The sequence below is a fragment of the Stenotrophomonas sp. YJH_SMC_19 genome (assembly GCF_059367915.1).
Genome location: NZ_JCAFRI010000009.1, coordinates 66,644 through 87,216, shown reverse-complemented (window position 1 = coordinate 87,216; position 20,573 = coordinate 66,644). Strand labels below are relative to the sequence as shown.

15 protein-coding genes are annotated in these 20,573 nt (G+C 65.6%); 6 read left to right on the top strand and 9 right to left on the bottom strand.

The window, feature by feature from the left end:
• The first annotated feature begins 57 nt into the window (after positions 1–57).
• Entirely contained in the window at positions 58–1,485 is a 1,428-nt protein-coding gene (locus AC5P5R_RS11585) for an amino acid permease (RefSeq protein WP_049407148.1), read from the top strand.
• 269 nt (positions 1,486–1,754) lie between these two features.
• Here AC5P5R_RS11585 and AC5P5R_RS11580 read toward each other — a convergent pair whose 3' ends face one another.
• Complete coding sequence (locus AC5P5R_RS11580) at positions 1,755–2,114, bottom strand: hypothetical protein (protein WP_099497671.1); 360 nt, start codon at positions 2,112–2,114, stop codon at positions 1,755–1,757.
• 220 nt (positions 2,115–2,334) lie between these two features.
• Positions 2,335–2,709 carry a hypothetical protein gene (locus AC5P5R_RS11575; protein WP_032957971.1) on the bottom strand — a complete coding sequence of 125 codons (375 nt, stop codon included), beginning with the start codon at positions 2,707–2,709 and terminating at the stop codon, positions 2,335–2,337.
• Between the two features lie 252 nt (positions 2,710–2,961).
• Here AC5P5R_RS11575 and AC5P5R_RS11570 point away from each other — a divergent pair, with 252 nt between their 5' ends.
• From AC5P5R_RS11570 to mtnC, 3 genes are all read left to right on the top strand, one after another.
• Complete coding sequence (locus tag AC5P5R_RS11570) at positions 2,962–3,603, top strand: methylthioribulose 1-phosphate dehydratase (RefSeq protein ID WP_032967162.1); 642 nt, start codon at positions 2,962–2,964, stop codon at positions 3,601–3,603.
• A 92-nt stretch (positions 3,604–3,695) separates the two neighbouring features.
• Positions 3,696–4,253, top strand: a complete 558-nt coding sequence (locus AC5P5R_RS11565; protein ID WP_005409451.1) for a 1,2-dihydroxy-3-keto-5-methylthiopentene dioxygenase — start codon at positions 3,696–3,698, stop codon at positions 4,251–4,253.
• A 3-nt stretch (positions 4,254–4,256) separates the two neighbouring features.
• The gene (gene mtnC / locus AC5P5R_RS11560) at positions 4,257–4,952 is read left to right on the top strand and encodes an acireductone synthase (protein WP_033833463.1); all 696 of its coding nucleotides are present in this window, start codon (positions 4,257–4,259) and stop codon (positions 4,950–4,952) included.
• A 652-nt stretch (positions 4,953–5,604) separates the two neighbouring features.
• Here mtnC and AC5P5R_RS11555 read toward each other — a convergent pair.
• The 6 genes from AC5P5R_RS11555 to AC5P5R_RS11530 form a co-directional block, all read right to left on the bottom strand.
• Positions 5,605–8,223, bottom strand: coding sequence for a beta-mannosidase (locus AC5P5R_RS11555; protein WP_100438481.1), 2,619 nt, complete (start codon positions 8,221–8,223; stop codon positions 5,605–5,607).
• A gap of 90 nt (positions 8,224–8,313) precedes the next feature.
• Positions 8,314–9,540, bottom strand: coding sequence for an AGE family epimerase/isomerase (locus AC5P5R_RS11550; protein ID WP_099561859.1), 1,227 nt, complete (start codon positions 9,538–9,540; stop codon positions 8,314–8,316).
• Entirely contained in the window at positions 9,537–10,532 is a 996-nt protein-coding gene (locus AC5P5R_RS11545) for a carbohydrate kinase family protein (protein WP_005409447.1), read from the bottom strand. Before AC5P5R_RS11545 ends, AC5P5R_RS11550 begins: the two co-directional genes overlap by 4 nt.
• Positions 10,533–10,539: 7 nt before the next feature.
• Positions 10,540–11,853: an L-fucose:H+ symporter permease gene (gene fucP / locus AC5P5R_RS11540; protein WP_005409446.1), complete on the bottom strand. Its 1,314-nt coding sequence runs from the start codon at positions 11,851–11,853 to the stop codon at positions 10,540–10,542.
• Positions 11,854–11,913: 60 nt separating this feature from the next.
• Complete coding sequence (locus AC5P5R_RS11535; RefSeq protein WP_005413180.1) at positions 11,914–12,963, bottom strand: LacI family DNA-binding transcriptional regulator; 1,050 nt, start codon at positions 12,961–12,963, stop codon at positions 11,914–11,916.
• Between the two features lie 96 nt (positions 12,964–13,059).
• Complete coding sequence (locus tag AC5P5R_RS11530; protein ID WP_049459806.1) at positions 13,060–15,525, bottom strand: GH92 family glycosyl hydrolase; 2,466 nt, start codon at positions 15,523–15,525, stop codon at positions 13,060–13,062.
• A gap of 1,036 nt (positions 15,526–16,561) precedes the next feature.
• On the opposite strand from AC5P5R_RS11530, the gene AC5P5R_RS11525 reads away from it, so the two are divergent.
• Both AC5P5R_RS11525 and AC5P5R_RS11520 read left to right on the top strand, forming a co-directional pair.
• On the top strand, positions 16,562–19,639 hold the full coding sequence (locus AC5P5R_RS11525) for a TonB-dependent receptor (RefSeq protein ID WP_111722978.1): 3,078 nt from the start codon (positions 16,562–16,564) through the stop codon (positions 19,637–19,639).
• Positions 19,640–19,842: 203 nt separating this feature from the next.
• The gene (locus AC5P5R_RS11520) at positions 19,843–20,037 is read left to right on the top strand and encodes a heavy-metal-associated domain-containing protein (RefSeq protein WP_005409441.1); all 195 of its coding nucleotides are present in this window, start codon (positions 19,843–19,845) and stop codon (positions 20,035–20,037) included.
• A gap of 79 nt (positions 20,038–20,116) precedes the next feature.
• Here AC5P5R_RS11520 and cueR read toward each other — a convergent pair whose 3' ends face one another.
• Positions 20,117–20,572, bottom strand: coding sequence for a Cu(I)-responsive transcriptional regulator (gene cueR, locus AC5P5R_RS11515; protein WP_005409440.1), 456 nt, complete (start codon positions 20,570–20,572; stop codon positions 20,117–20,119).
• Position 20,573 lies beyond the last annotated feature (1 nt).

Genomic DNA, 20,573 nt, shown 5'->3' with positions numbered 1-20,573 from the left:
GGCCCGTCCGTTTTCCCCGCGCGCCGCCCGTGGCGCGCTTCGACAAGACCACCACACATGTTCAAGCAACTGTGGGCCACCAAGCACCCGCATGCCGCCCATGAAGACGCCAACGGCCTGAGCCTGCGCCGCCACCTCGGCCCCTGGGGCCTGACCGCCCTCGGTATCGGCGCGGTGATCGGCGGCGGCATCTTCGTCATCACCGGCCAGGCCGCCGCCAACCACGCCGGCCCGGCCATCATGCTGTCCTTCGTACTGGCCGCCATCTGCTGCGCCTTCTGCGCGCTGGCCTATGCCGAATTCGCCTCGATGGTGCCGGTCTCCGGCAGCGCCTACACCTACACCTACGCCACCTTCGGCGAGCTCTCGGCCTGGTTCATCGGCTGGATGCTGGTGCTCGAGTACGGCGTGTCCGCCTCGGCGGTCGCAGTCAGCTGGACCGGCTATTTCCTCAGCCTGCTCAGCCAGTTCGACATCCATCTACCGGCGGCGCTGGTCAGCGCCCCGCTCGATGCACAGCTGCGCCCCACCGGCGCGATCGCCAACCTGCCGGCCGCCGCGCTGGTACTGCTGCTGACCTGGCTGTGCTACGTCGGCATCAGCAAGTCCTCGGCGATGAACATGGCAATGGTCGTGCTGAAGACCGGCCTGATCCTGCTGGTCATCGTGGTCGGCTGGAAGTACGTGGACACCAGCAACTGGACGCCCTTCATCCCGGCCAACGAAGGCCCCGGCAAGTACGGCATGGAAGGCGTGCTGCGTGGCGCGGCGATGGTGTTCTTCGCCTACATCGGTTTCGAAGCGGTGTCGGTGGCGGCGCAGGAATCGAAGAATCCGCAGCGTGACATGCCGTTCGGCATGATGCTGTCGCTGGTGATCTGCACCGTGCTCTACATCGCGATGGCTGCGGTGATGACCGGCCTGGTGCCGTTCCAGCTGCTCGGCACCGACGAGCCGGTGGTGACTGCCGTGGCCGCGCATCCGCAGCTGGGCTGGCTGCGCTGGGTGGTCGAGGTCGGCGCGCTGGTCGGCCTGTCCTCGGTGGTGCTGGTGATGATCATCGGCCAGCCGCGCATCTTCATGATCATGGGCCGCGACGGCCTGCTGCCGCCGGTGTTCACCAGGATCCACCCGAAGTACCGCACTCCGCACATCAACACCGTGATCACCGGCATCGGCATCGCGCTGCTGGCGGCGCTGTTCCCGCTGGACATCCTCGGCGAGCTGACCTCGATGGGCACGCTGATCGCGTTCGCCGCAGTCTGCGCCGGCGTGCTGATCCTGCGCCGTACCCAGCCGGACCTGCCTCGCCCGTTCCGCATGCCGATGGCGTGGCTGATCTGCAGCCTGGGCGTGCTGAGTTGCCTTGCCCTGCTGTCGGCGATGACGATGCACAACTGGATGCTGATGGGGGTGTGGACGTTCGTCGGTTTCGTGATCTATTTCTGCTACGGGTTCCGGCACAGCCGCCTGCGGGTGAAGTAAAGGGATTGCAGGGCCTGCGGCCCTGCACCCGCCTTTGAAGCCGGAGCAACGGCAACGGCAACAGCGGGTCTGAGGGTTTGGCGGGGAGGGGCGAGATTGCGGGGGGCGCTGCAAGTACATCCCTGTAAGCTCGGTCGCCGCATCCATGCGGCTCACGCCCCCGCAACCTCACCCCTCCCCACCTTCGACACTCTCCCGGCGCGTCCGGTGGATCCACGCCATGCGTGGATATCATCTGTACCGTGATTGTGCCGGCGATCGGATGAGAATCACCTGCGACCAAACCAGATGGTCTTCTGTATCCAACCGGCGCCGCCCATGCAACCCATGAAGTACTCATGGTTACCGTTGGAGTTGACGTCCACGGTGTAGCGCTCGGTCTTTGGCATCAGCATCTTCTTGTATTTGCCATCCACGTCGCATGTCTCGCCTTCCTTGCAGACCGTCAGCACCTCGATCTCCTCGGTGCGCTCGACAACGTCCATCTTATCCGGCCACTTCTCGTTGGCCTCTGCCCTGCAGCGCCACCGCGACTCTTCCAGCGGATCAGCATGATCACTGAAGCGTGCCCATTCGGTCGCACAACCTCTGGTCAACAGCGCAAGCCCCGCAGCCACGGCCAGTCGCATACACGTAGCCATCTCCATCATCCTTCTCGATTTCCGGTCGCAGCACGCGCTCGTACTTTCCGTCCACGTCGTACGTGTTCTTGTCCTGCCCCCCTGCTCGTCTCCAGCCTCAACCCCTGAACGGTTCGCATAGCTAGGTCATTCTCCGCTGGCCACTGTTGCCTCGAGTCCGTTGAGCAGCAACCGGTCGAGCCGCTGTCGTCCGCTGCGCCGGCCCCGCCTAGCGGCGATTGAACCAGATGAGCTGCTGCTGCCAGCCGGCACCGGCCATGCAGGCATTGAACTCGCTGCTGCGGTCGGACGCGTTGACGTCCACGATGTAACTCTCCTCTTTCGGCATGGGTACCATGTTGTACTTGCCGTCAATGGCGCAGACTTCATCAAGCCTGCAGGGCACCTTGCGGTCTTCGTAGACGGTGCGCGTGGCCACTTCATTCCTGACCGGCCAGTGATCGTCGGCCTGCGCCCTGCAACTCGAATGGGCGGGGCCGAATGACCGCGCACCCGCATCCATCTTCACCCATTCCATCGTGCAGCCACTGCTGGCAAGCATGATGCCAATCGCCCCCATCATCCCCATCGCGCGCGCGATCATCGAAGTACTCCTTTCCTTGGCGCTCGCCGGAACTTCTGCGGCAATCCGATGATGTTTCGCGGCAAGAGGGCTGTCCACGACCGGAATCGCTTCCAGCGGGAGCGCTGCCCTCCCCATTCAGCCAGCGCTGTGCTTGCCTCGATCCACCCCCTGCGCGCCGCCTGCCAGCACGCCGCTTCGCGTTGCCCACGCAGCAGGCAGGCGGTCGCCGCGCGGGCCCAGCATCGGGCCGGATCACGTAAAATGCCGTCCATGGACACCACCACCTTCCCCTACGACACCGCCCGCCTGGGCGAACTGGCCCAGCTGCTGATCGACAACGTCCGCGAACTGGCCCAGGCCGGCTGGACCCCGGCCACCAGCAGCAACTTCTCCCACCGCCTGGATGACCGCCACGCCGCGATCACCGTCTCGGGCAAGGACAAGGGCCGCCTGATCGAGGACGACATCATGGTGGTGGACTTCGATGGCAAGGCCGTGGGCCGCCCGCTGCGCCCCTCCGCCGAGACCCTGCTGCACACCCAGCTGTACCGCCGCTTCCCGGAAATCGGCTGCGTACTGCACACCCATTCGCCGGTGCAGACCATTGCCTCGCGCCTGTACGCGCCGCAGGGTCATGTGCACCTGGAAGGCTACGAACTGCTGAAGGCCTTCGCCGGCAACAGCACCCACGAGATGGCCATCAACGTACCGGTGTTCGCCAACACCCAGGACATGAACGTGCTTTCGAAGCAGGTCGATGATCTGCTCGACCGCCAGAACCTGTGGGGCTACCTGATCGACGGCCACGGCCTGTACGCCTGGGGCCGTGACATGGCCGAGGCGCGCCGTCATCTGGAAGCCTTCGAATTCCTGTTCCACTGCGAACTGGAACTGCGCAGGCTGCGCGGCTGAACCCGCGCGCAGGTGCAGATGCCGATCCGGAATCTGCACCTCGCCCCCACCCTGATACCCTGTCTTCCCCCCGAGACGTTCAAGCTGCCGCCATGAGCCGACTGCGCATCTACGACGACACCCGCCCCGAATCGCCGCTGCTGGACACCCAGGACGGCGCGGTCATCGCTGCCGAACTGCAGAAGATCGGCGTCACCTTCGAGCGCTGGCAGGCCACCGCACCGGTTGCGCCCGGCGCCAGCCAGGAGGAAGTGTTCGCCGCCTACCGCGCGGACATCGACCGCCTGGTCGCCGAGCGCGGCTTCAAGAGCGTGGACGTGGCCTCGATCGCCCCGGACAACCCGAACCGCGCCGAGCTGCGGAAGAAGTTCCTCGACGAACACTTCCACAAGGAAGACGAGGTGCGCTTCTTCGTCGCAGGCTCCGGCCTGTTCACCCTGCACGTGGGTGACAAGGTCTATGAGATCGAGTGCGTGAAGGACGACCTGATCGCCGTGCCCGATGGCACCACCCACTGGTTCGACATGGGCGATGAACCGAGCTTCGTGGCGATCCGCTTCTTCACCGAGCCGGACGGCTGGGTGGGTCATTTCACCGGCACCGACATCGCGCAGAAGTTCCCCCGTTACGTACCTACCCAGGCGTCCTGATCCATGCAGCCCCGCGTCATCCTGACCGACATCGAAGGCACTACCAGCAGCATCTCGTTCGTCAAGAACGTGCTGTTCCCCTATGCCCGCAAGGCCTTGCCGGCGTTCGTCGCCGAACATGGCCAGCAGCCGGAGGTCCGCCGCTGGCTGGACGCGGTGGCTACCGAGATCGGCGGCGCCTGCCAGGACAGCCTGGTGGCCGAGACGCTGCAGGGCTGGATCGACCAGGACCGCAAGCACACCGCGCTGAAGGCGCTGCAGGGCCTGATCTGGGATGAAGGCTACCGCCGCGGCGACTACACCGCGCACTTCTACCCGGAAGTGGCGCCGGTGCTGAAAGGCTGGCATGCCGCCGGCCTACCGCTGTACGTGTACTCCTCCGGCTCGGTGCCGGCGCAGAAGCTGTTCTTCGGTTTCAGCGATGCCGGTGACCTCAGCCCGCTGGTGTCGGGCTGGTTCGATACCGAGATCGGTGGCAAGCGCGAGGCCGACAGCTACCGCCGCATCGTGCAGGCGATCGGCGTGCCGGCCGGCGAGATCCTGTTCCTGTCCGATGTGGTGGAGGAATTGGACGCCGCCCGCGAAGCCGGCCTGCAGACCCGCCTGATCGATCGCCTGGATGATTACCCGATGCCGCGCATCGGCCAGGCCGCCAACGGCCACGAGCGGGTCGAGAACTTCCAGCAGATCCAGCTGTAAAGAAGAGATGTGTGCGGACCAACGGTCCGCACCTACCCGTCTCCGCGTCTGGTGGATGCCAACCTTGGTTGGCATGTTCGGTGTGTGCCAACCAAGGTTGGCACCTGCCAATGCGGGATACGCCGCCCTCAACGATCGAGGTGTGCGGACCAACGGTCCGCACCTACCCGTCTCCGCGTCTGGTAGATGCCAACCTTGGTTGGCATGTTCGGGGTGTGCCAACCAAGGTTGGCACCTACCAAAACAGGATGTGCCGCCCTCAACGATCAAGGTGTGCGGACCAACGGTCCGCAGCTGCCCGTCTCCGCTTCTGGTAGATGCCAACCTTGGTTGGCATGTTCGGTGTGTGCCAACCAAGGTTGGCACCTACCAAAACAGGATGTGCCGCCCTCAACGATCGAGGTGTGCGGACCAACGGTCCGCACCTACCCGTCTCCGCTTCTGGTAGATGCCAACTTTGGTTGGCATGTTCGGGGTGTGCCAACCAAGGTTGGCACCTACCAAAACAGGATGTGCCGCCCTCAACGATCGAGGTGGGCGGACCAACGGTCCGCACCTACCCGTCTCCGCTTCTGGTAGATGCCTGCCTTGGTTGGCATGTTCGGGGTGTGCCAACCAAGGTTGGCACCTGCCAATGCGGGATACGCCGCCCTCAACGATCGTTGAGGGTCTTCAGCTTCATTGCTTCGCGCAGGGCAGTCAGGTCCACCGGGCCGCGCACCGCAATGTCCCGGGTCTCGCCCGGCAGCAGGTCCAGCAGGTTGTCTTCGATCTGCACATCCAGCGCGCCGAAATCGATCCACGTCGCGCGCACGTAAGTCGCGCTTTCCAGGCGCAGACGGTAGTGATCGCCTTCGATGGACAAGGTGGCCTTCAGCTTCTGCCGCGGCAACACCTGGTCCTTGGCTTCGACGAATCCGACGATCTGGCGGGCACTGACCGCCCCGTTCTGCAGCAGCTCGAACACGGCCACCGTGCGCTTCGGATCGGCACTGGCCAGCAGCTCGGCATCGCGGAAATCACCAATCGAGGTGACGCCCGCCGCCGTCAACGTCACCGCGTCCTCGCGACGACGCAGCACCTTGCCATCCACATCCATCACCCGCAGCCGCCAGCGTGCATCTGCGGCAGCGCCATCATTGATCAGGCGCACCCGCGTACTACCCTCATCACGCAATGCCGCCAGCGTGACCGGCGCGAAGAAGCGCCGCGCGGCAAAATGCAATGCCTTCCAGCGACCGAAGTAGTCCACGCTGGACCATGAAGCACCCGGCCAGACGTCGTTGAGCTGCCAGTACAGCGAGCCCATGGTGTACGGCCGCGAAGCGCGATGGTGCAACGCGGCCAGCGCGATGCCATCGGCCTGCATCACCTGGCTGAGGTAGACGAAGTCCTCGAAGTCCTTCGGCGTGCCGTAGCCCAGTTCGATGTAGTGCAGCAGGCGGCTGTTGCCCTCGCCGGCCATGAATTTCTGGTGCGCGCGGATCACCGGGCTGTCGATGCGCTGCTCGGCGCGGGTGGCGATCTGGTCCACGGTGGCCAACGGCGGCCATGCCTGCAGGCCGTACTCGGACATGAAGCGCGGCGTCTCGCGCAGGTAAGCCTGCACCGGCAGCGCCGGATTGCCCCAGACCTGCCAGTAGTGCTTGTCGCCACGGGTCGAGTCGTTCGCCTTTTCGTCAAGGTCGTTGCTGGGCGAGCTGGACCAGTACGGCACGCCCAGGCCCTCCTCACTCACTACCTGACGCAGATCATTGCCGAACAGGTCGACATAGCCCTGCCAGACCTTCTCGGCAAACGCCGGGTCGGCCGCCTTCAGGTCGCGGCCGTGGCCCCAGTCCTTCCAGGCGGTTTCTTCCTCGTTGTTGCCACACCACAGCACGATGCTGGGGTGATGGCGCAGCCGGCGCACATTGTCGCGTGCCTCGGCCACCACGCTGGCACGGAAGGCCGGATCGTAGCCCGGCTGCATGCCACCACCGAACATGAAGTCCTGCCAGACCAGCAGGCCCAGTTCGTCGGCGATGTCGAAGAAGGCATCGTCCTCGTAGTAGCCGCCACCCCAGTTGCGCAGCATGTTCATGTTGGCGTCGCGTGCGGCGGTCAGCACCTGGCGCAGGCGCGCGGCATCGACGCGTGCGGGGAAGGCATCGAACGGAATGACGTTGGCGCCCTTTGCGAAGATCTCCACGCCGTTGATGACGAAAGCGAAGCCCTGCCCGCCCTTACCGTCTTCCTCGCGGCGCAGTTCAACCGTGCGCAGGCCGATACGCTGCTCGCGCACCAGCGCTGCATCGGCGCCACCGTCCAGGCGGGCCTGCACGGTGTAGCGGTCCTGTGCACCGTGGCCGACCGGCCACCAGCGCTGCGGCTTGGCCAGTTCGACCGGTACTTCGACAGCGTTCTGGCCGGGCTTCAGCAGCACCGTGCGCTGCACCTGGGCCACGCTGCGACCCTGCGGATCGCGCACATCGACATGGACCACCGCAGAACCGGCAGCGTTACCCTGCTCCACCTGCAGCAATACCGCCAGCCTCGCCTGCTCCGCGCTCAACGCATCGGTACGCACGGCAAGATCGGTCAGGCGGTGCGCATCCCAGGCCTGCAGGTCGACCCCGCGCCACAGGCCGGCGGTGACATAGCGCGGGCCCCAGTCCCAGCCGAAATGGTAGGCCGGCTTGCGCGCGAAGTTGCCGACCATCGCTTCCTTCGGCTCATCGCCATACGGCGACGGGTAATTGCCAGCGATCTTGTGCGGCATCGCCTGCACACCCGGCAACAGCGTGCGGATCGGTGAGCGGAACACGATCTGCAGTTCATTGCCGCTCGCGCGCAGGCGCCCTTCCACGCGCGCACGCCAGGTGCGGTGCGCATTGTCCGCGCGCAGCAGCGGCCTGCCGTTGAGGCTGACTTCGGCATAGGTATCCAGCCCATCGAAGCGCAGCTCGGCATTGGGCTTGGCCAGTGTCGCCGCATCCACGTCGAAGCGGGCGCGGTACTCCCAGGCAGCCAGCCCGATCCATTGCAGCTCTGCCTCAGGCGCACCGACGTACGGATCGCGGATCAGCGCGTGGGCGAGCAGGTCGGTGTGCACGCTGCCCGGCACCTTCGCCGCACGCCACTGCTGCAGGCCCGGGTGGGCGGCGCCCTGCGCATCGCCGGGCAGCATGCGGAATTCCCATCGCGCCTGCAGCGGGGCTGCAGTTGCCGGGAAGGCGGAGACTGCGATCAGCAGCAGGAGCAGACGGACAACGAGGGAAAGACGATGCACGCGGAGCTCCTGTTTTCCGCCGGGCGTCGCCCGGCGCTACCGATTCCGGATTGCCAGGCATGGCCTGGCACTACTGCATTCAAACGATCTTCAACGCACCACGTTCAACACTTCGTAGCACGCACCCATGGTGTGGTAATCCACCTTGCCGGCCGGGCTCTTCTCGTCGCTGTACTTGCGGTTGTCGGCATCGAGGATGCGGAACCAGGCGCCGTACTGATGGTCGACGAAGTGCTCCCACGAGTACGCCCAGATGCGCTCGTACCACTGCCAGTAGCGGTCATCACCGGTGCACTTGGCCATCAGTGCGGCGGTGGCCAGCGTTTCGGCCTGCACCCAGAAATACTTGTCGTCGTCGCAGACGAAGCTGTCGCCGCCGATCGGGGCACCGTCCATGCCCGCCTGTCGGCGCGTTTCCGGTGCGAAACCGTAGTACAAGCCACCGCGCGCCTCGTCCCAGCTGCGCGCCACAGCCACATCGAACAGGTGCTGCGCGGTCGGCACCAGCCAGTCGGCCTGCACGTGGCGATCGAGGATCAGCAACAGCTTGGCCCATTCGGTCTGGTGGCCGGGCTGGAAGCCCCACGGGCGGAACAGGTGCTTGGGGTCGTCCAGGTTGTAGTCCCAGTCGATCTCCCAGTTCTCATCGTAGTGCTCCCAGACCAGCCCGCCGGCCTTGGCCGCCTGGCGGCGGGTCATGTTGTCGGCCAGCTGCAGCGCACGCTCGACATAGCGCTGCTCACCACTGGCCTCGAACGCCGCCAGCATCGCCTCGCACATGTGCATGTTGGCGTTCTGGCCGCGATAGCCGGTGAAGTTCCACTGGCCATCGGCCTCGTCCTTGTACAGGCCGTGCTGTGGCTCCCAGAAGCGCGCTTCCAGCAGCTGCCAGGTTTCGTCCATCCACTCGCGGGCCTGCTCGACACCGGCCTTCAGCGCGCAACTGTAGGCCAGCAGCACGAACGCCACGCCGTAGCAGTGGTTCATGTCGTCCTCGACCTTGCCATCACGCAGGGTCCAGGCGTAGCCACCGGTGGCCGGGTTGCGGTGCACCTCGCGCAGGTAGCGCACGCCGTGCTCGACCGCCTCGCGGTACTCGGCATTGCCGAATTCGCGGTAGGCCATCGCGTAGTTGAAGACGAAGCGCGTGCTGCTCACCAGGTGGCGGTGGCTGGCATCGTAGACGCTGCCGTCATCCCGGAAGTAGTGAAAGAAGCCGCCGTCCGGATCGATGCAGCGCGGATGGTAGAACGCCATGGTATCGGCGATGTGCGCGCGCAGGAACGCGGGCGAACGGAAATCGGGCGAGGTGCTCATGCGGTAATGTCCTGTGCCTGCAGCAGCTGCTGCACTTCATCGAGCGAGGGCATTGCGGCGAACGCGCCCTTGCGGGTAACAGCCAGCGCCCCCACGGCGGCGCCGAAACGCAGCGTGGCGGTGATCGCCTCCGGGTCCTGGCAGAACGCAGCGAAACCAGCGCCCGCCCCACCGCGCTCCAGCAGGCCGACCAGCACGCCGCCGACGAAGGCATCGCCAGCAGCCGTGGTGTCGACCGTGGCCACGCGGAAACTGGTGACCGTGCCGTGGTTGTCGCGGGTGTACCAGTGCAGCGTGGCAGCACCGTCGGTGACGATGACCCAGCGCGCCTGCGCGGCCAGCAGGCGCCGCAGCACCGTCGCCTCGCCGTCACTGCCCAGCGGCGCGGCCAGGTAGTCCAGTTCCTCGCGCGACAGCTTCACCAGATCGGCGCGTTCCAGCGCCTGCCACAGGCGCGGCGTCGGATCCTCGTTCGCCGGCCACAGCGCGGGACGCAGGTTCAGATCGAGGCTGACCACCGCGCCGGCCGCACGTGCACGGTCCATGCCGGCAAAGGTCGCCTCGGCGATGCCCGGCTCGGTCAGGCTGTTGGAGCAGACGTGGAAGCACTGCGCGCTGTCGAGGCAGGCGGCCTGGAAATCGCTGTCACGGAACAGCAGGTCTGCCGCTGGCGGGCGGTAGAAGCTGAAGCTGCGCTCGCCACTGGCGTCGAGGGCGACGAAGGCCAGCGCGGTCTTCGCCGCATCGGTACGCACGATGTAATCCGTGCCCACGCCGTGCTCGACCAGGCTGTCGGCCAGGAAGTCACCGAACATGTCACGGCCGAGCATGCCGACGAACTGCGTCTTCGCGCCCAGCCGCGCAGCGGCCACGGCAACGTTGGCCGGCGCCCCGCCGGCGTACTGCAGGAACGCCCGCGGCGTATCGGCCGAGGCCGGCGGCTGCGCTAGTAGATCGATCAAAATTTCGCCGAAGCAAACGATGGAACCCATTCCGGACTCAGCCTCCCTGCGTTGCGGAAGCCGGCGTACGTGCGCCGACCAGTCCGTAGAAAATGATGTAGCCGTAGCACAGCAGCGGCAGGATGAAGCTGGCCTGCACACCGATGTGGTCGGCCAGCACGCCCTGCAGGTACGGCACCACCGCACCGCCGACGATGGCCATGATCAGCAGGCTGGAACCCTTGTTGGTCAGCGGGCCCAGGCGCTCGATGCTCAGCGCGAAGATGGTCGGGAACATGATCGAATTGAACAGGCCGATCGCCACCACCGAGTACAGCGCGATGTTGCCGGAGGTCAGCATGGTCGTGACCAGCAGCCCCACGTTGACCAGCGCGAAGATCGCCAGCAGGCGGCTGGGCGAGAAGCGCGCCAGCAGCGCCGAGCCGGCGAAGCGGCCGATCATCGCCATCGTCCAGTAGGCCGACACGTAATGCGTGGCTTCCTGCTCGCTGAAGCCGCCGATGTTGGGCATCGACAGGTAGTTGACCAGGAAGCTGCCGATCGAAACTTCGGCACCGACGTAGAAGAAGATGCCCAGCACACCCAGCAGCAGGTGGCGCTTGCGCAGCGCATCCAGGTAGCTGTGGTGGTGGCCCTGGTCGGCCTGCTCGGTGGCGTCGCTCAGTGCCGGCAGGCGGAACAGGTATACGAACAGCGCCAGCAGCACCAGCGCAACGGCCAGCCCCACGTACGGGCCCTGCACGGCCTGCGCCTCGGCGGCACGGTAGGCCAGCTGTTCGGCGGCCGGCAGTGCCGCGATGTCATCGGCACTCTTCACCGTGTTGGACAGGATCAGCATGCCGCCGAAGATCGGGGCGATGGCCGTGCCCAGCGAGTTCAGTGCCTGCGCCAGGGTCAGGCGACTGGAGCTGGTCTGCTCCGGGCCCAGCAGCGCGACGTAGGGGTTCGCAGCAACCTGCAGCACGGTGATGCCGGTGGCCAGAACGAACAGTGCGCCCAGGAAGGCGCCATACACGCGCAGCTCGGCCGCCGGCCAGAAGCCCAGCGCACCGATACCGGCAATCACCAGGCCGGCCACGATGCCCTTCTTGTAGCCCAGCGCCGCCACCAGCCGACCCGCCGGCAGCGACATCAGGAAATAGGTGCCGAAGAAGGTGAACTGCACCAGCATCGCCTTGGCGTAGTTCAGCTCGAACACCGCCTTCAGGTGCGGGATCAGGATGTCATTGAGGCAGGTCAGGAAGCCCCACATGAAGAAGATCGTGGTGACCACGGCCAGCGCCTTGCCGTTGGTGACGGCAGGTGCGTTGCCCGAAGATCCCGTTGGACGGGGCGTTGCGGAGATCGGCATGCGGTACGCGCCTCGATGCGCGGAAGGTCGTTGTTGCGTGGAAGGGGTGTATGGAATAAATCAGTTCGGTCGTGCGGCACTGCTTTCGCGGATGCGCAACTGCACCGGCGCGACCGTGCGCCGTGGCGGCGCGTCCGGTTCGTCCAGTCGTTGCAGCAGCAGCGCCGCAGCTTGCCGGCCCCGCTCGCGCGGATCGGCGGTGAGCGTGGTCAACGGCGGCACCGCCACCGCAGCCTCGGAAATATCGTCGAAGCCGGTAACGGCAAAGTCACCGCCCGGACGGATGCCCCGTGAATTCAAGCCCAGCATCAGGCCCAGCGCGACGGTGTCGTTGTAGCAGACCGCCGCACTCGGCCGATGGCCATCGGCAAACAGCTCATCGGTGCGCGCTGCCGCTTCCAGGCGGTTCGGCGCCGACTCGATCATCCAACCCGGCGGCAGCGACAGCCCGGCCTCGGCCAGCGCCTGCTGGAACCCGGCGCGGCGCTGGTGGCAGGAACTGGATGCGGCGTGGCCGCCGAAGAAGGCGATCTGGCGATGGCCGCGCTCGATCAGGTGACGCGTGGCCAGATAGGCGCCGTGCTGGTTGTCCAGGGTCAGGAAGTCCCAGTCGGCCCCTTCCAGTTCGCGGTTGAACAGCAGCACGTTGGCATTGGCACCCAGTGCCTGTCGCAACTGCACGGTATCGCTGCCCTCGGCCGGCGACAGGATCAGGCCGGCCGGGGTGTGCTCCATCAACGTGGACAGCACCGCCTGCTGGCGCTCCGGCGATTCGCCAGTGCTGCCGAGCAGGGTCACGTAACCGCGTCCGCCCAGCGCCTCGTCCACGCCGGACGCGAATTCGGCGAAGAACGGGTTGGAAAGATCGTTGATCACCAGCGCGATGCTCGACGAGGTACGTCGGCGCAGGTTGGCGGCAGCGCGGTTGTAGACATAGCGCTGCCGGCGCAGCTCGGCCTCGACCTTGGCACGGGTATCGACGTTGACCAGCGGGCTGCCGCGCAACACCAGCGACACGGTCGCCCGTGACACGCCAATGGCACGCGCGATGTCGGTCACCGTCACTGCCTTGCCGGCGCGCTTGCTGGGACTGCTGCCGTTGTCGTTCATCGTCTTCCCGGACTCCGCTGGAGGCTCAAGCCTAATGGATCAGGGCCGTGTCGTGCCGTGCCGTTCGCTGGGTCACCGCGAACGGCACAGTCCGGCTCAGCGCAGCTGGCTACCCGGTGCCGCGCACCAGGACACCGGCAGGTCCTTCACCGCCGTACCCCAGCCCTGCTCCGGGGCCTTCGCGTCAAGCGCGAACTGCAGGCGCGGGCCCTGCTGCAGCTGGTTCCAGTCCAGCCAGACCGGCGCATGCGCCTGGCCATCGACCTGCACGCCCTGAACGTACTGCAGGCGGCGGCCATCGGCACCCGGCGCGTCGATGCGCAGCGTCCGGCCATTGCCCATGTCCAGTTCCACCTTGCTGAAGCGCGGGGTGTGCAGCAGGAACTGGCCGCTGCCCGGCACCGCCGGATACACGCCGATGGCGCTGAAGAGATACCAGGCCGACATCGTGCCGAGGTCGTCGTTGCCGGTCACGCCATTGGGCGCATTGGTGAACAACTGCTGCGCGGCACGCACCACGGCCGCGGTCTTCCACGGCTGGCCGATCAGCGTGTACAGCCACGGCGAGTGCAGGTCAGGCTCGTTGTTCGGGTTGTAGCGGAACTGGTTGTAGTAGCTGTACGGCCCGACCACCCACTCCTTGCGGGCGGCATTGAGCGGATCGGCCTGCAGCGCGTCCATGGCGAAGAACGCGTCGAGGCGGCGGCCGGCCTGTTCGCGGCCCTGCATCGCTTCGACCAGCCCCGGCACGTCCTGCTGCGCCAGCCACTGGTACTGCCACGCCGTGCCCTCATGGAAACCGTGGTGCGAGCGCGGGCTGTAGTGGCCATCGGCCGGGGTGTACCACTGGCCGTCCTCGGTGCGCGGGCGCGGGAAACCGGTAAAGCCGGTCTCGGCGTCGCGCACCTGCGGGTCCCACACCTTGCGCCAGTTGCGGCCGCGCTCACGCAGCGTCGCCGCGTCCTGCGCATGGCCGAGGCCATCGGCCATCTGCGAAAGCGCACAGTCGGCCAGTGCGTATTCCAAGGTAGCCGAACCGCCGTGGTGCGGATCGACGTCCATGCCCTTGGACGGGAACGCGCGGTCGTAGACCACATAGCCCTTGTCCAGGTAGGTAGGGTTGCCGGAACGGCCGGCCATGCGTGAGTTCAGCGGCGGCGTGCCGAAGGCATTGCGGCGCAGCGCATCCCAGGCCTGCGATTCACGGCCCTTGAGCGCACCGAAGCGCCACAGGTCGACCATGAACGGGGTGACCGGATCGCCGGTCATGATGTTGGTCTCGAAGTTGGCATAGCCCCAGCGCGGCAGCCAGCCGCCCTGCTCGTCGATCGCCAGCAGGGTACGGCCGATGTCGCGCGCCACGTCCGGGCGGGTCAGCGCCAACCACTGGTTCTGCGCGCGGTAGGTATCCCACAGCGAGAAGTACTCGTAGTAGGTCCAGCCATCGGCACGGTGGATGCCATCGTCATAGCCGCGGTAGCGGCCGTCGGCGTCGTTGCCGGTCATCGGCTGCAGCAGCGCGTGGTAGACCGCGCTGTAGAACACGGCGCGGTCGTCGGCGGTGCCGCCCTGCACGCGCACCCGGCCCAGCTGCTCGCGCCACGACTGCTGGGACAGCGCCCGCATCCGATCGAAACCGAGCAGCGCGCCGCCCTGCATGCCTTCCGCGCGCAGGTTGGTACGCGCGCCTTCGGCATCCACATGCGATATCGCGCTGATCGCCGTTACCGACTGGCCCTTGGCGAGGTCGAAGCTGAGCCAGGCACCATTCGGCTTCTGTTCGCCTTCCATGCTGTGGCGCGCACCCGGCAGGCCGCCGCCCTCGCCCCAGGTGCCATGCGCCTTGAACGGGCGGTCGAACTCGATGCGGAACCAGGTGGTGTACTGATGGCCGCCGCAGAAACTCTTGGTCACCAGCTTGCCCTCGACCACGCGGTCGCCGACCACATCGACCACGCTGCCGATCACCGAATGGCGCTCATTGGCTTGGCCAACATTGACCAGCACGTGGCCCTCGCCCTGGCGCTGGCTGAAGGTGTAGCGCTCGGCCGCGGCACGTGTACGCGCGGTGGCCTCGGCATCGATGCCGCCGTAGCTGGTCAGGCGCACCTTGTAATAGCCGGCCTGGCCGATCTCGCCGTCATGCGTGTACGAAGCGGCATAGGTCTTGTGGTTGAAGTTCTTGGCGTCAGCAGTATCGAAATCGCCGCCCGGACCGATGCTGCCGGTGACCGGCAGGATCGACACCTGCCCGCCCTGCTCCCAGCAACCGGCGCCAGAGATGAAGGAGTGGCCGAAACCGCGGATCTTCTCGTCGTCGTAGCGCCAGCCCGAATAGTGGCTGCCGATCGGGCTGACCTGGATCAGGCCGAACGGTGCCGATGCGCCGGGGAAGGTATTGCCGTCGTCCTTGCTGCCGATGAAGGTGTTGACCTCGCGTTCCAGCGCCGCCGGTGCGGCCTGCAGCAGCATCGGCATGGCCGAAAGCGCCAGCAGACAGGCCAGGCGCGCCAGCGGGCGGGAGGACAATGGGACGGCGGGAGCGGACGGCACTGGACGCATGTCGGGTTCCTGTAGTCGATGACGCGGAGGCAGACGGCCGGGGCCGTCCGGCACCGTTCCGCTGAGCCCTGCCCTGACCCGCAGAGAGCTCCCCCTGGAATGACGCCCGACCCACCAGACCGTGGATTTAGATCGATTCAAGTAGAGCATGCGGCTTCAGCCGAATGCATTCTGCGGCGCAGCATGAGAGGGGGTGTTCGGCAGGGCTGCGCCCTGCACCTGCCGAAGCCGAAGCCGAAGCCGAAGCAACAGCAAAAGCCGACTATCCGTGGGATGGCGGGGTGGGTCCGGTTGCGGGGGACGCCGTAAACCCGTCCCTGGGGGCTTGGCCGCGGCATCCATGCCGCGGACACCCCCGCAACCGGACCCACCCCGCCTTCGACAGATTTCCGCGATCTGTGGATCCACGCCATGCGTGGATGAATCTCTGTCGGATAACGAAATCGATTGGGGTCAGATCCGTTTTCCAAAGGAAAACGGATCTGACCCCAGCACCCCATGTCGTTCCAGGATCAATCCAACCGTCACCGGGAAACTGTCGAAGGCGGGGCGGTGTCGGATTGCGGGGTGTCCGCGGCATGGATGCCGCGGCCAAGCCCCCATGGACGGGTTTACGGCGTCCCCGCAATCCGACACCGCCCCGCCTAACCCACAGAAAACCGGAGCCGTTCTGGCTTTGGCTTTGGCCTTGGCGTCGAGCAGGTGCAGGGCGCAGCCCTGCCGACCCACCCTCCCCTGCGCACGAAAACGATTTCACTGGTTTCAGCAAACCGTCATCCCTTCGCCACGCCAGTACCATATTGCGGAGCAGCATGCGCCCACGGGCGACCCATGCTAAAAAACGCCCGCCCATCGCTTAGATCGATCCAAGACGACATTGCGATGGCCGGGAGTTGGGGGAGCGGCAACAGGACGTACCAGGCCACGCGTACGGTGCAACTGCCACTGCATGGCGATAGCGACAATGTCACTTCAAATTAGATCGATTCAAGTTGTCCGTGCCACGTCACCGGATCAATCCAGGAGAGAGGGAGAGATGGGAATGAAGCATTCAACACGTACGCATGGCCAGGACGCATTGTCGCTGGCCGTCGCGCTGGCCTTGGCCGCCGCCGTCGTTCCGGCCGGCGCCGCCGCGCAGCAGGCAACCACCAGCGGCTCGCAGGAAGCGACCAACCTGGACAGCGTCCAGGTCACCGGCTACCGCTACGCCATCGAAAAGAGCCTTGAGCAGAAGCGCGACGCCAACGCCGTGGTCGAAGTGATCACCGCCGAGGACGTCGGCAAGTTCCCCGACAAGAACGTGGCCGACGCACTGCAGCGCGTGCCCGGCGTGATCATCACCCGCAGCGGTGGTGAAGGCAAGAGTGTCAGCGTGCGCGGCCTTGCGCCGGACCTGACCCTGACCCAGTTGAATGGCAACTACGTGGCCACGTCGGAAACCAACGACGAAGCCACCCGCTCGTTCAACTACACCCTGCTGCCGTCGAACATGCTGTCCAGCGCCGAGCTGTTCAAGTCGCCGGAAGCACGCATCGACGAAGGCGGCATCGGCGGTACGGTCATCCTGCACACCCGCCGTCCGCTGGACATGGAGTCCAACTCGGGCTTCGTCACGCTTGAGGGCACCTCCTCCGATACCCACCACGATATCGACCCGCAGGCCTCGGCCCTGTATTCGTGGCACAGCAAGGATGAGCGTTTCGGCGTGCTGGTCGGCGTGACGCAGCAGAAGCGCACGACCCGTACCATGGAAGCCAGCACCGAGGACTACCAGTGGTACGGCGCCGGCAAGGCACGCGACGCCTATGGCAACGTGCAGCAGCAGGATGGCATCCACTACTGGTGGGGCAAGTCCGGCTTCAACAACCAGACCGGCGGCAACTACAGCGATTTCTTCATGCCGACCTCGGTCAACTTCGCCGTGAAGGAAGAAAAGCGCGAGCGCAAGGGCGGCCAGCTGACCTTCCAGTTCAAGCCGGTCGACAACGTCACGATGACCGCCAACTACTTCCGCTTCGAGCTGCAGGGTGACTACACCCAGAACATGCTGAAGATTCCGGAATGGAGCATGGCCCGCTTCAACGGCGATGGAAACTGGGCCGGCGGCCGCCTGCTCAACGGCCTGGATTTCGACCCCAGCGGCAACACCGTCACCGGTGCCCAGTTCGAAAAGCTGGCCGGAAAGACCTACTACTGCAGCGAAGACCAGGCCAAGGCCGCCGGCCTCAAGCCCGGCGGCTGGGGCCCGGACGACTGCACGATTCCGACACCGCAGCTGACCGGTGGCTACAGCAAGGAAAAGGCGCTGTCGCAGACCGCCGACCTGACCATCGACTGGGACATCAGCCCGCTGTGGAAGGCCTCGTTCACCGGTGGCCGCACCTGGTCTGAAGGTGGTCCGTCGATGAACTTCCGCATGTCGGCCAAGCCGCGCCGCAAGGTCGGCAACGACTACCTGTCCGGTAACCAGTACAGCGCATGGGACCTGACCGGCACGCCGTCTGCCACCTTCTCGCCCGACCTGCAGCAGCAGCTGATGAACGGCATCGCCGAAGTCGACACCGGCTCGACCGATTCGTCGTGGAAGCGCACCGAGGTCAAGCAGAACTACTTCCAGGCCGACGTGACCAAGCTGTTCGAGTCCGGTTGGCTGGATTCGATCCAGTTCGGTGCCAAGTACCGTGATGGCAAGGTCCACCGCAACACCGGCAACACCTACTGGGTATGCCCGGGCCGTGACCCGGCCGACTATGACAACAGCCGCTACCAGAGTGGCTGCGATCCGACTGCCGGCGATGCGCAGCCCGGCTTCTTCCTGTCGAACCCGATCAGCAACATTGCCGGTGGCTTCAATGCCAACGTGTTCCCGGGCATCAACTACCCGGCGTACATCGACTATCTGAACAAGACCTACGGTGGTTCGCACAACCGTACCGAGGAAGACTTCGTCTACAACGTCAACGAGAAGATCTACTCCAGCTACTTCCAGGCCAACTTCCGCACCGAGCGCCTGCGCGGCAATGTCGGCGTGCGTGTGGTGCGCACCAAGCAGTTCGCGCAGTCTTCCGACTCGATCGAGAAGTTCAACGACTACTTCCTGGACAACGCGTCCGGCGCGCCGATGGCGTGCACCGATCCCGCCGCTGCGGCCTACCCGACCTACAGCTGCGAGAGCGGCTTCGTGCGCCTGCCGCATGACCTGGCGCAGAGCAAGACCTACAGCCTGATCGGCGTGGACCGCACCTACACCGACGTGCTGCCGAGTTTCAACATTGCATGGGACATCACCGACACGCTGGTGCTGCGTGGTGCCGCATCGAAGGTGATCGCCCGCCCTGGCTACACCGATATCGCAGCACCGGGCGCGCTGAGCTACTACAGCGAGGAGTACGTCAATGATCGCCGCGTTGCCGGTGGCGCATCGACCGCAGGCTGGGTCGGCCAGGGCAGCAACAAGCAGCTGGAGCCGTTCAAGGCCACCCAGTTCGACCTGGGCCTGGAGTGGTACTTCCAGCCTGGCGCGGTCGCCGGCGTCAGCCTGTTCCGCAAGAACGTGGACAACTTCACCCTGCCGGTGGTGCGCGACACGCCCATGGTCATCAACGGTGAAGCGGTGAACGTGCAGCGCTACGAGACCCAGGCCAATGGCCGCGATGGTGTGTCGCAGGGCGTCGAGCTGTATGGCCAGTACACCTTCGATTTCGGCTTCGGCGTGCAGGCCAACTACACCTACAACGACACCAACCTGGCTTCCATTGTTCTGGACGGGCAGGAAATCGGCTCCTCGCCGCTGGTCGGCAGCGCCAAGAACCAGGCCAACGTGACGGTCTTCTACGAGAACGAGAAGTTCCTCGCGCGCGCCTCGTTCAACCGTCGCGGCCAGGTGGTCGGTGGGCTCAACAATGGCCTCACCGTCTACACCGAGCCGTATGACCAGCTGGACCTGAACGTGGCCTACAACCTGACTCCGGACTGGACCCTGACCGCCTCGGTGATCAATGCCACCAAGTCCGAGCAGCGCGTGCACCTGGGAAGCGACACCAAGGCACGCCTGGTCTCCAATACCTATGCAGGCCGCCAGCTGTACTTCGGCGCTACCTGGAAGTTCTAAGGCAACACCGGGTTGCCCGGGCGCGCCCCGGTGCAACTCACGCCCCGCCCTGGCGGGGACGTTCCTCCACGGCAGCCGCGCTGGTACAGGTGGCTGCCGTTTTTTTTGTCGGCGCCTTGCCTTTCGTTCAGCCCGGCGCTTGACCCTGACATCGTTGGAAGGTGCACACTGACTCCACCCCAAGAGCACCGAAGGAGCTACAGATGGAATTCCATGTCGATGGCATGACCTGCGGCGGCTGCGCGCGCAGCGTGACCCGTGCGATCCAGCAGATCGATCCCAACGCCAGCGTGGTCGCCGACCCGCCGACCGGCCTGGTCAAGGTGCAGACCACCGCATCGCAGGAAGACGTCTTCGCCGCAGTGAACGACGCAGGCTTCCCGCCGCGTACTGCCTGATCCCCTACCCCGTCTCACACAGGAAAGCCCGCCCGGTGCCGCTGCACCCGGCGGGCTTTTTCATGCATGCGATATCGAGTCAATGCTTGTGCGTACGCCGCCGCACCGCACCGGTCTTCGCGGTATCGACCGGCACCGGCGTCTGATCGTCCTCACCCAGCCGCTGCAGGATCGGGCACTCCGGCCGCTCGTCGCCGGCACAACAACTGATCAGCGATTTCAGCGTGTCGGCCATCTGCCGCATGTGCTCGATGCGCTGTTCAAGATCGGCAATGTGCTGTTCGGCCAGGTGCTTCACGTCGGCACTGTGCCGCGAGGTGTCATTCCAGAGGCCCAGAAGATCAGTGATCTCGGCCACCTGGAAGCCAAGATCGCGCGCGCGGCGGATGAAACGCAGGCGGTGGATGTCCGCCTGCGAATACGCCCGGTAGCCCGACTCGGTTCTATCAGCTGCGGGAATCAGGCCGATCTGTTCGTAGTAGCGGATCATCTTCGCCGACACGCTGGAGGCCTTGGCAGCTTCACCGATGTTCATG

Excerpts from the sequence above, each read along its gene's own strand:
- AC5P5R_RS11585 (WP_049407148.1), top strand. The coding sequence starts at position 58 with ATGTTCAAGCAACTGTGGGCCACCAAGCACCCGCATGCCGCCCATGAA.
- AC5P5R_RS11580 (WP_099497671.1), bottom strand. The coding sequence starts at position 2,114 with ATGCGACTGGCCGTGGCTGCGGGGCTTGCGCTGTTGACCAGAGGTTGT.
- AC5P5R_RS11575 (WP_032957971.1), bottom strand. The coding sequence starts at position 2,709 with ATGATCGCGCGCGCGATGGGGATGATGGGGGCGATTGGCATCATGCTT.
- AC5P5R_RS11570 (WP_032967162.1), top strand. The coding sequence starts at position 2,962 with ATGGACACCACCACCTTCCCCTACGACACCGCCCGCCTGGGCGAACTG.
- AC5P5R_RS11565 (WP_005409451.1), top strand. The coding sequence starts at position 3,696 with ATGAGCCGACTGCGCATCTACGACGACACCCGCCCCGAATCGCCGCTG.
- mtnC (WP_033833463.1), top strand. The coding sequence starts at position 4,257 with ATGCAGCCCCGCGTCATCCTGACCGACATCGAAGGCACTACCAGCAGC.
- AC5P5R_RS11550 (WP_099561859.1), bottom strand. The coding sequence starts at position 9,540 with ATGAGCACCTCGCCCGATTTCCGTTCGCCCGCGTTCCTGCGCGCGCAC.
- AC5P5R_RS11545 (WP_005409447.1), bottom strand. The coding sequence starts at position 10,532 with ATGGGTTCCATCGTTTGCTTCGGCGAAATTTTGATCGATCTACTAGCG.
- fucP (WP_005409446.1), bottom strand. The coding sequence starts at position 11,853 with ATGCCGATCTCCGCAACGCCCCGTCCAACGGGATCTTCGGGCAACGCA.
- AC5P5R_RS11535 (WP_005413180.1), bottom strand. The coding sequence starts at position 12,963 with ATGAACGACAACGGCAGCAGTCCCAGCAAGCGCGCCGGCAAGGCAGTG.
- AC5P5R_RS11530 (WP_049459806.1), bottom strand. The coding sequence starts at position 15,525 with ATGCGTCCAGTGCCGTCCGCTCCCGCCGTCCCATTGTCCTCCCGCCCG.
- AC5P5R_RS11525 (WP_111722978.1), top strand. The coding sequence starts at position 16,562 with ATGGGAATGAAGCATTCAACACGTACGCATGGCCAGGACGCATTGTCG.
- AC5P5R_RS11520 (WP_005409441.1), top strand. The coding sequence starts at position 19,843 with ATGGAATTCCATGTCGATGGCATGACCTGCGGCGGCTGCGCGCGCAGC.
- cueR (WP_005409440.1), bottom strand. The coding sequence starts at position 20,572 with ATGAACATCGGTGAAGCTGCCAAGGCCTCCAGCGTGTCGGCGAAGATG.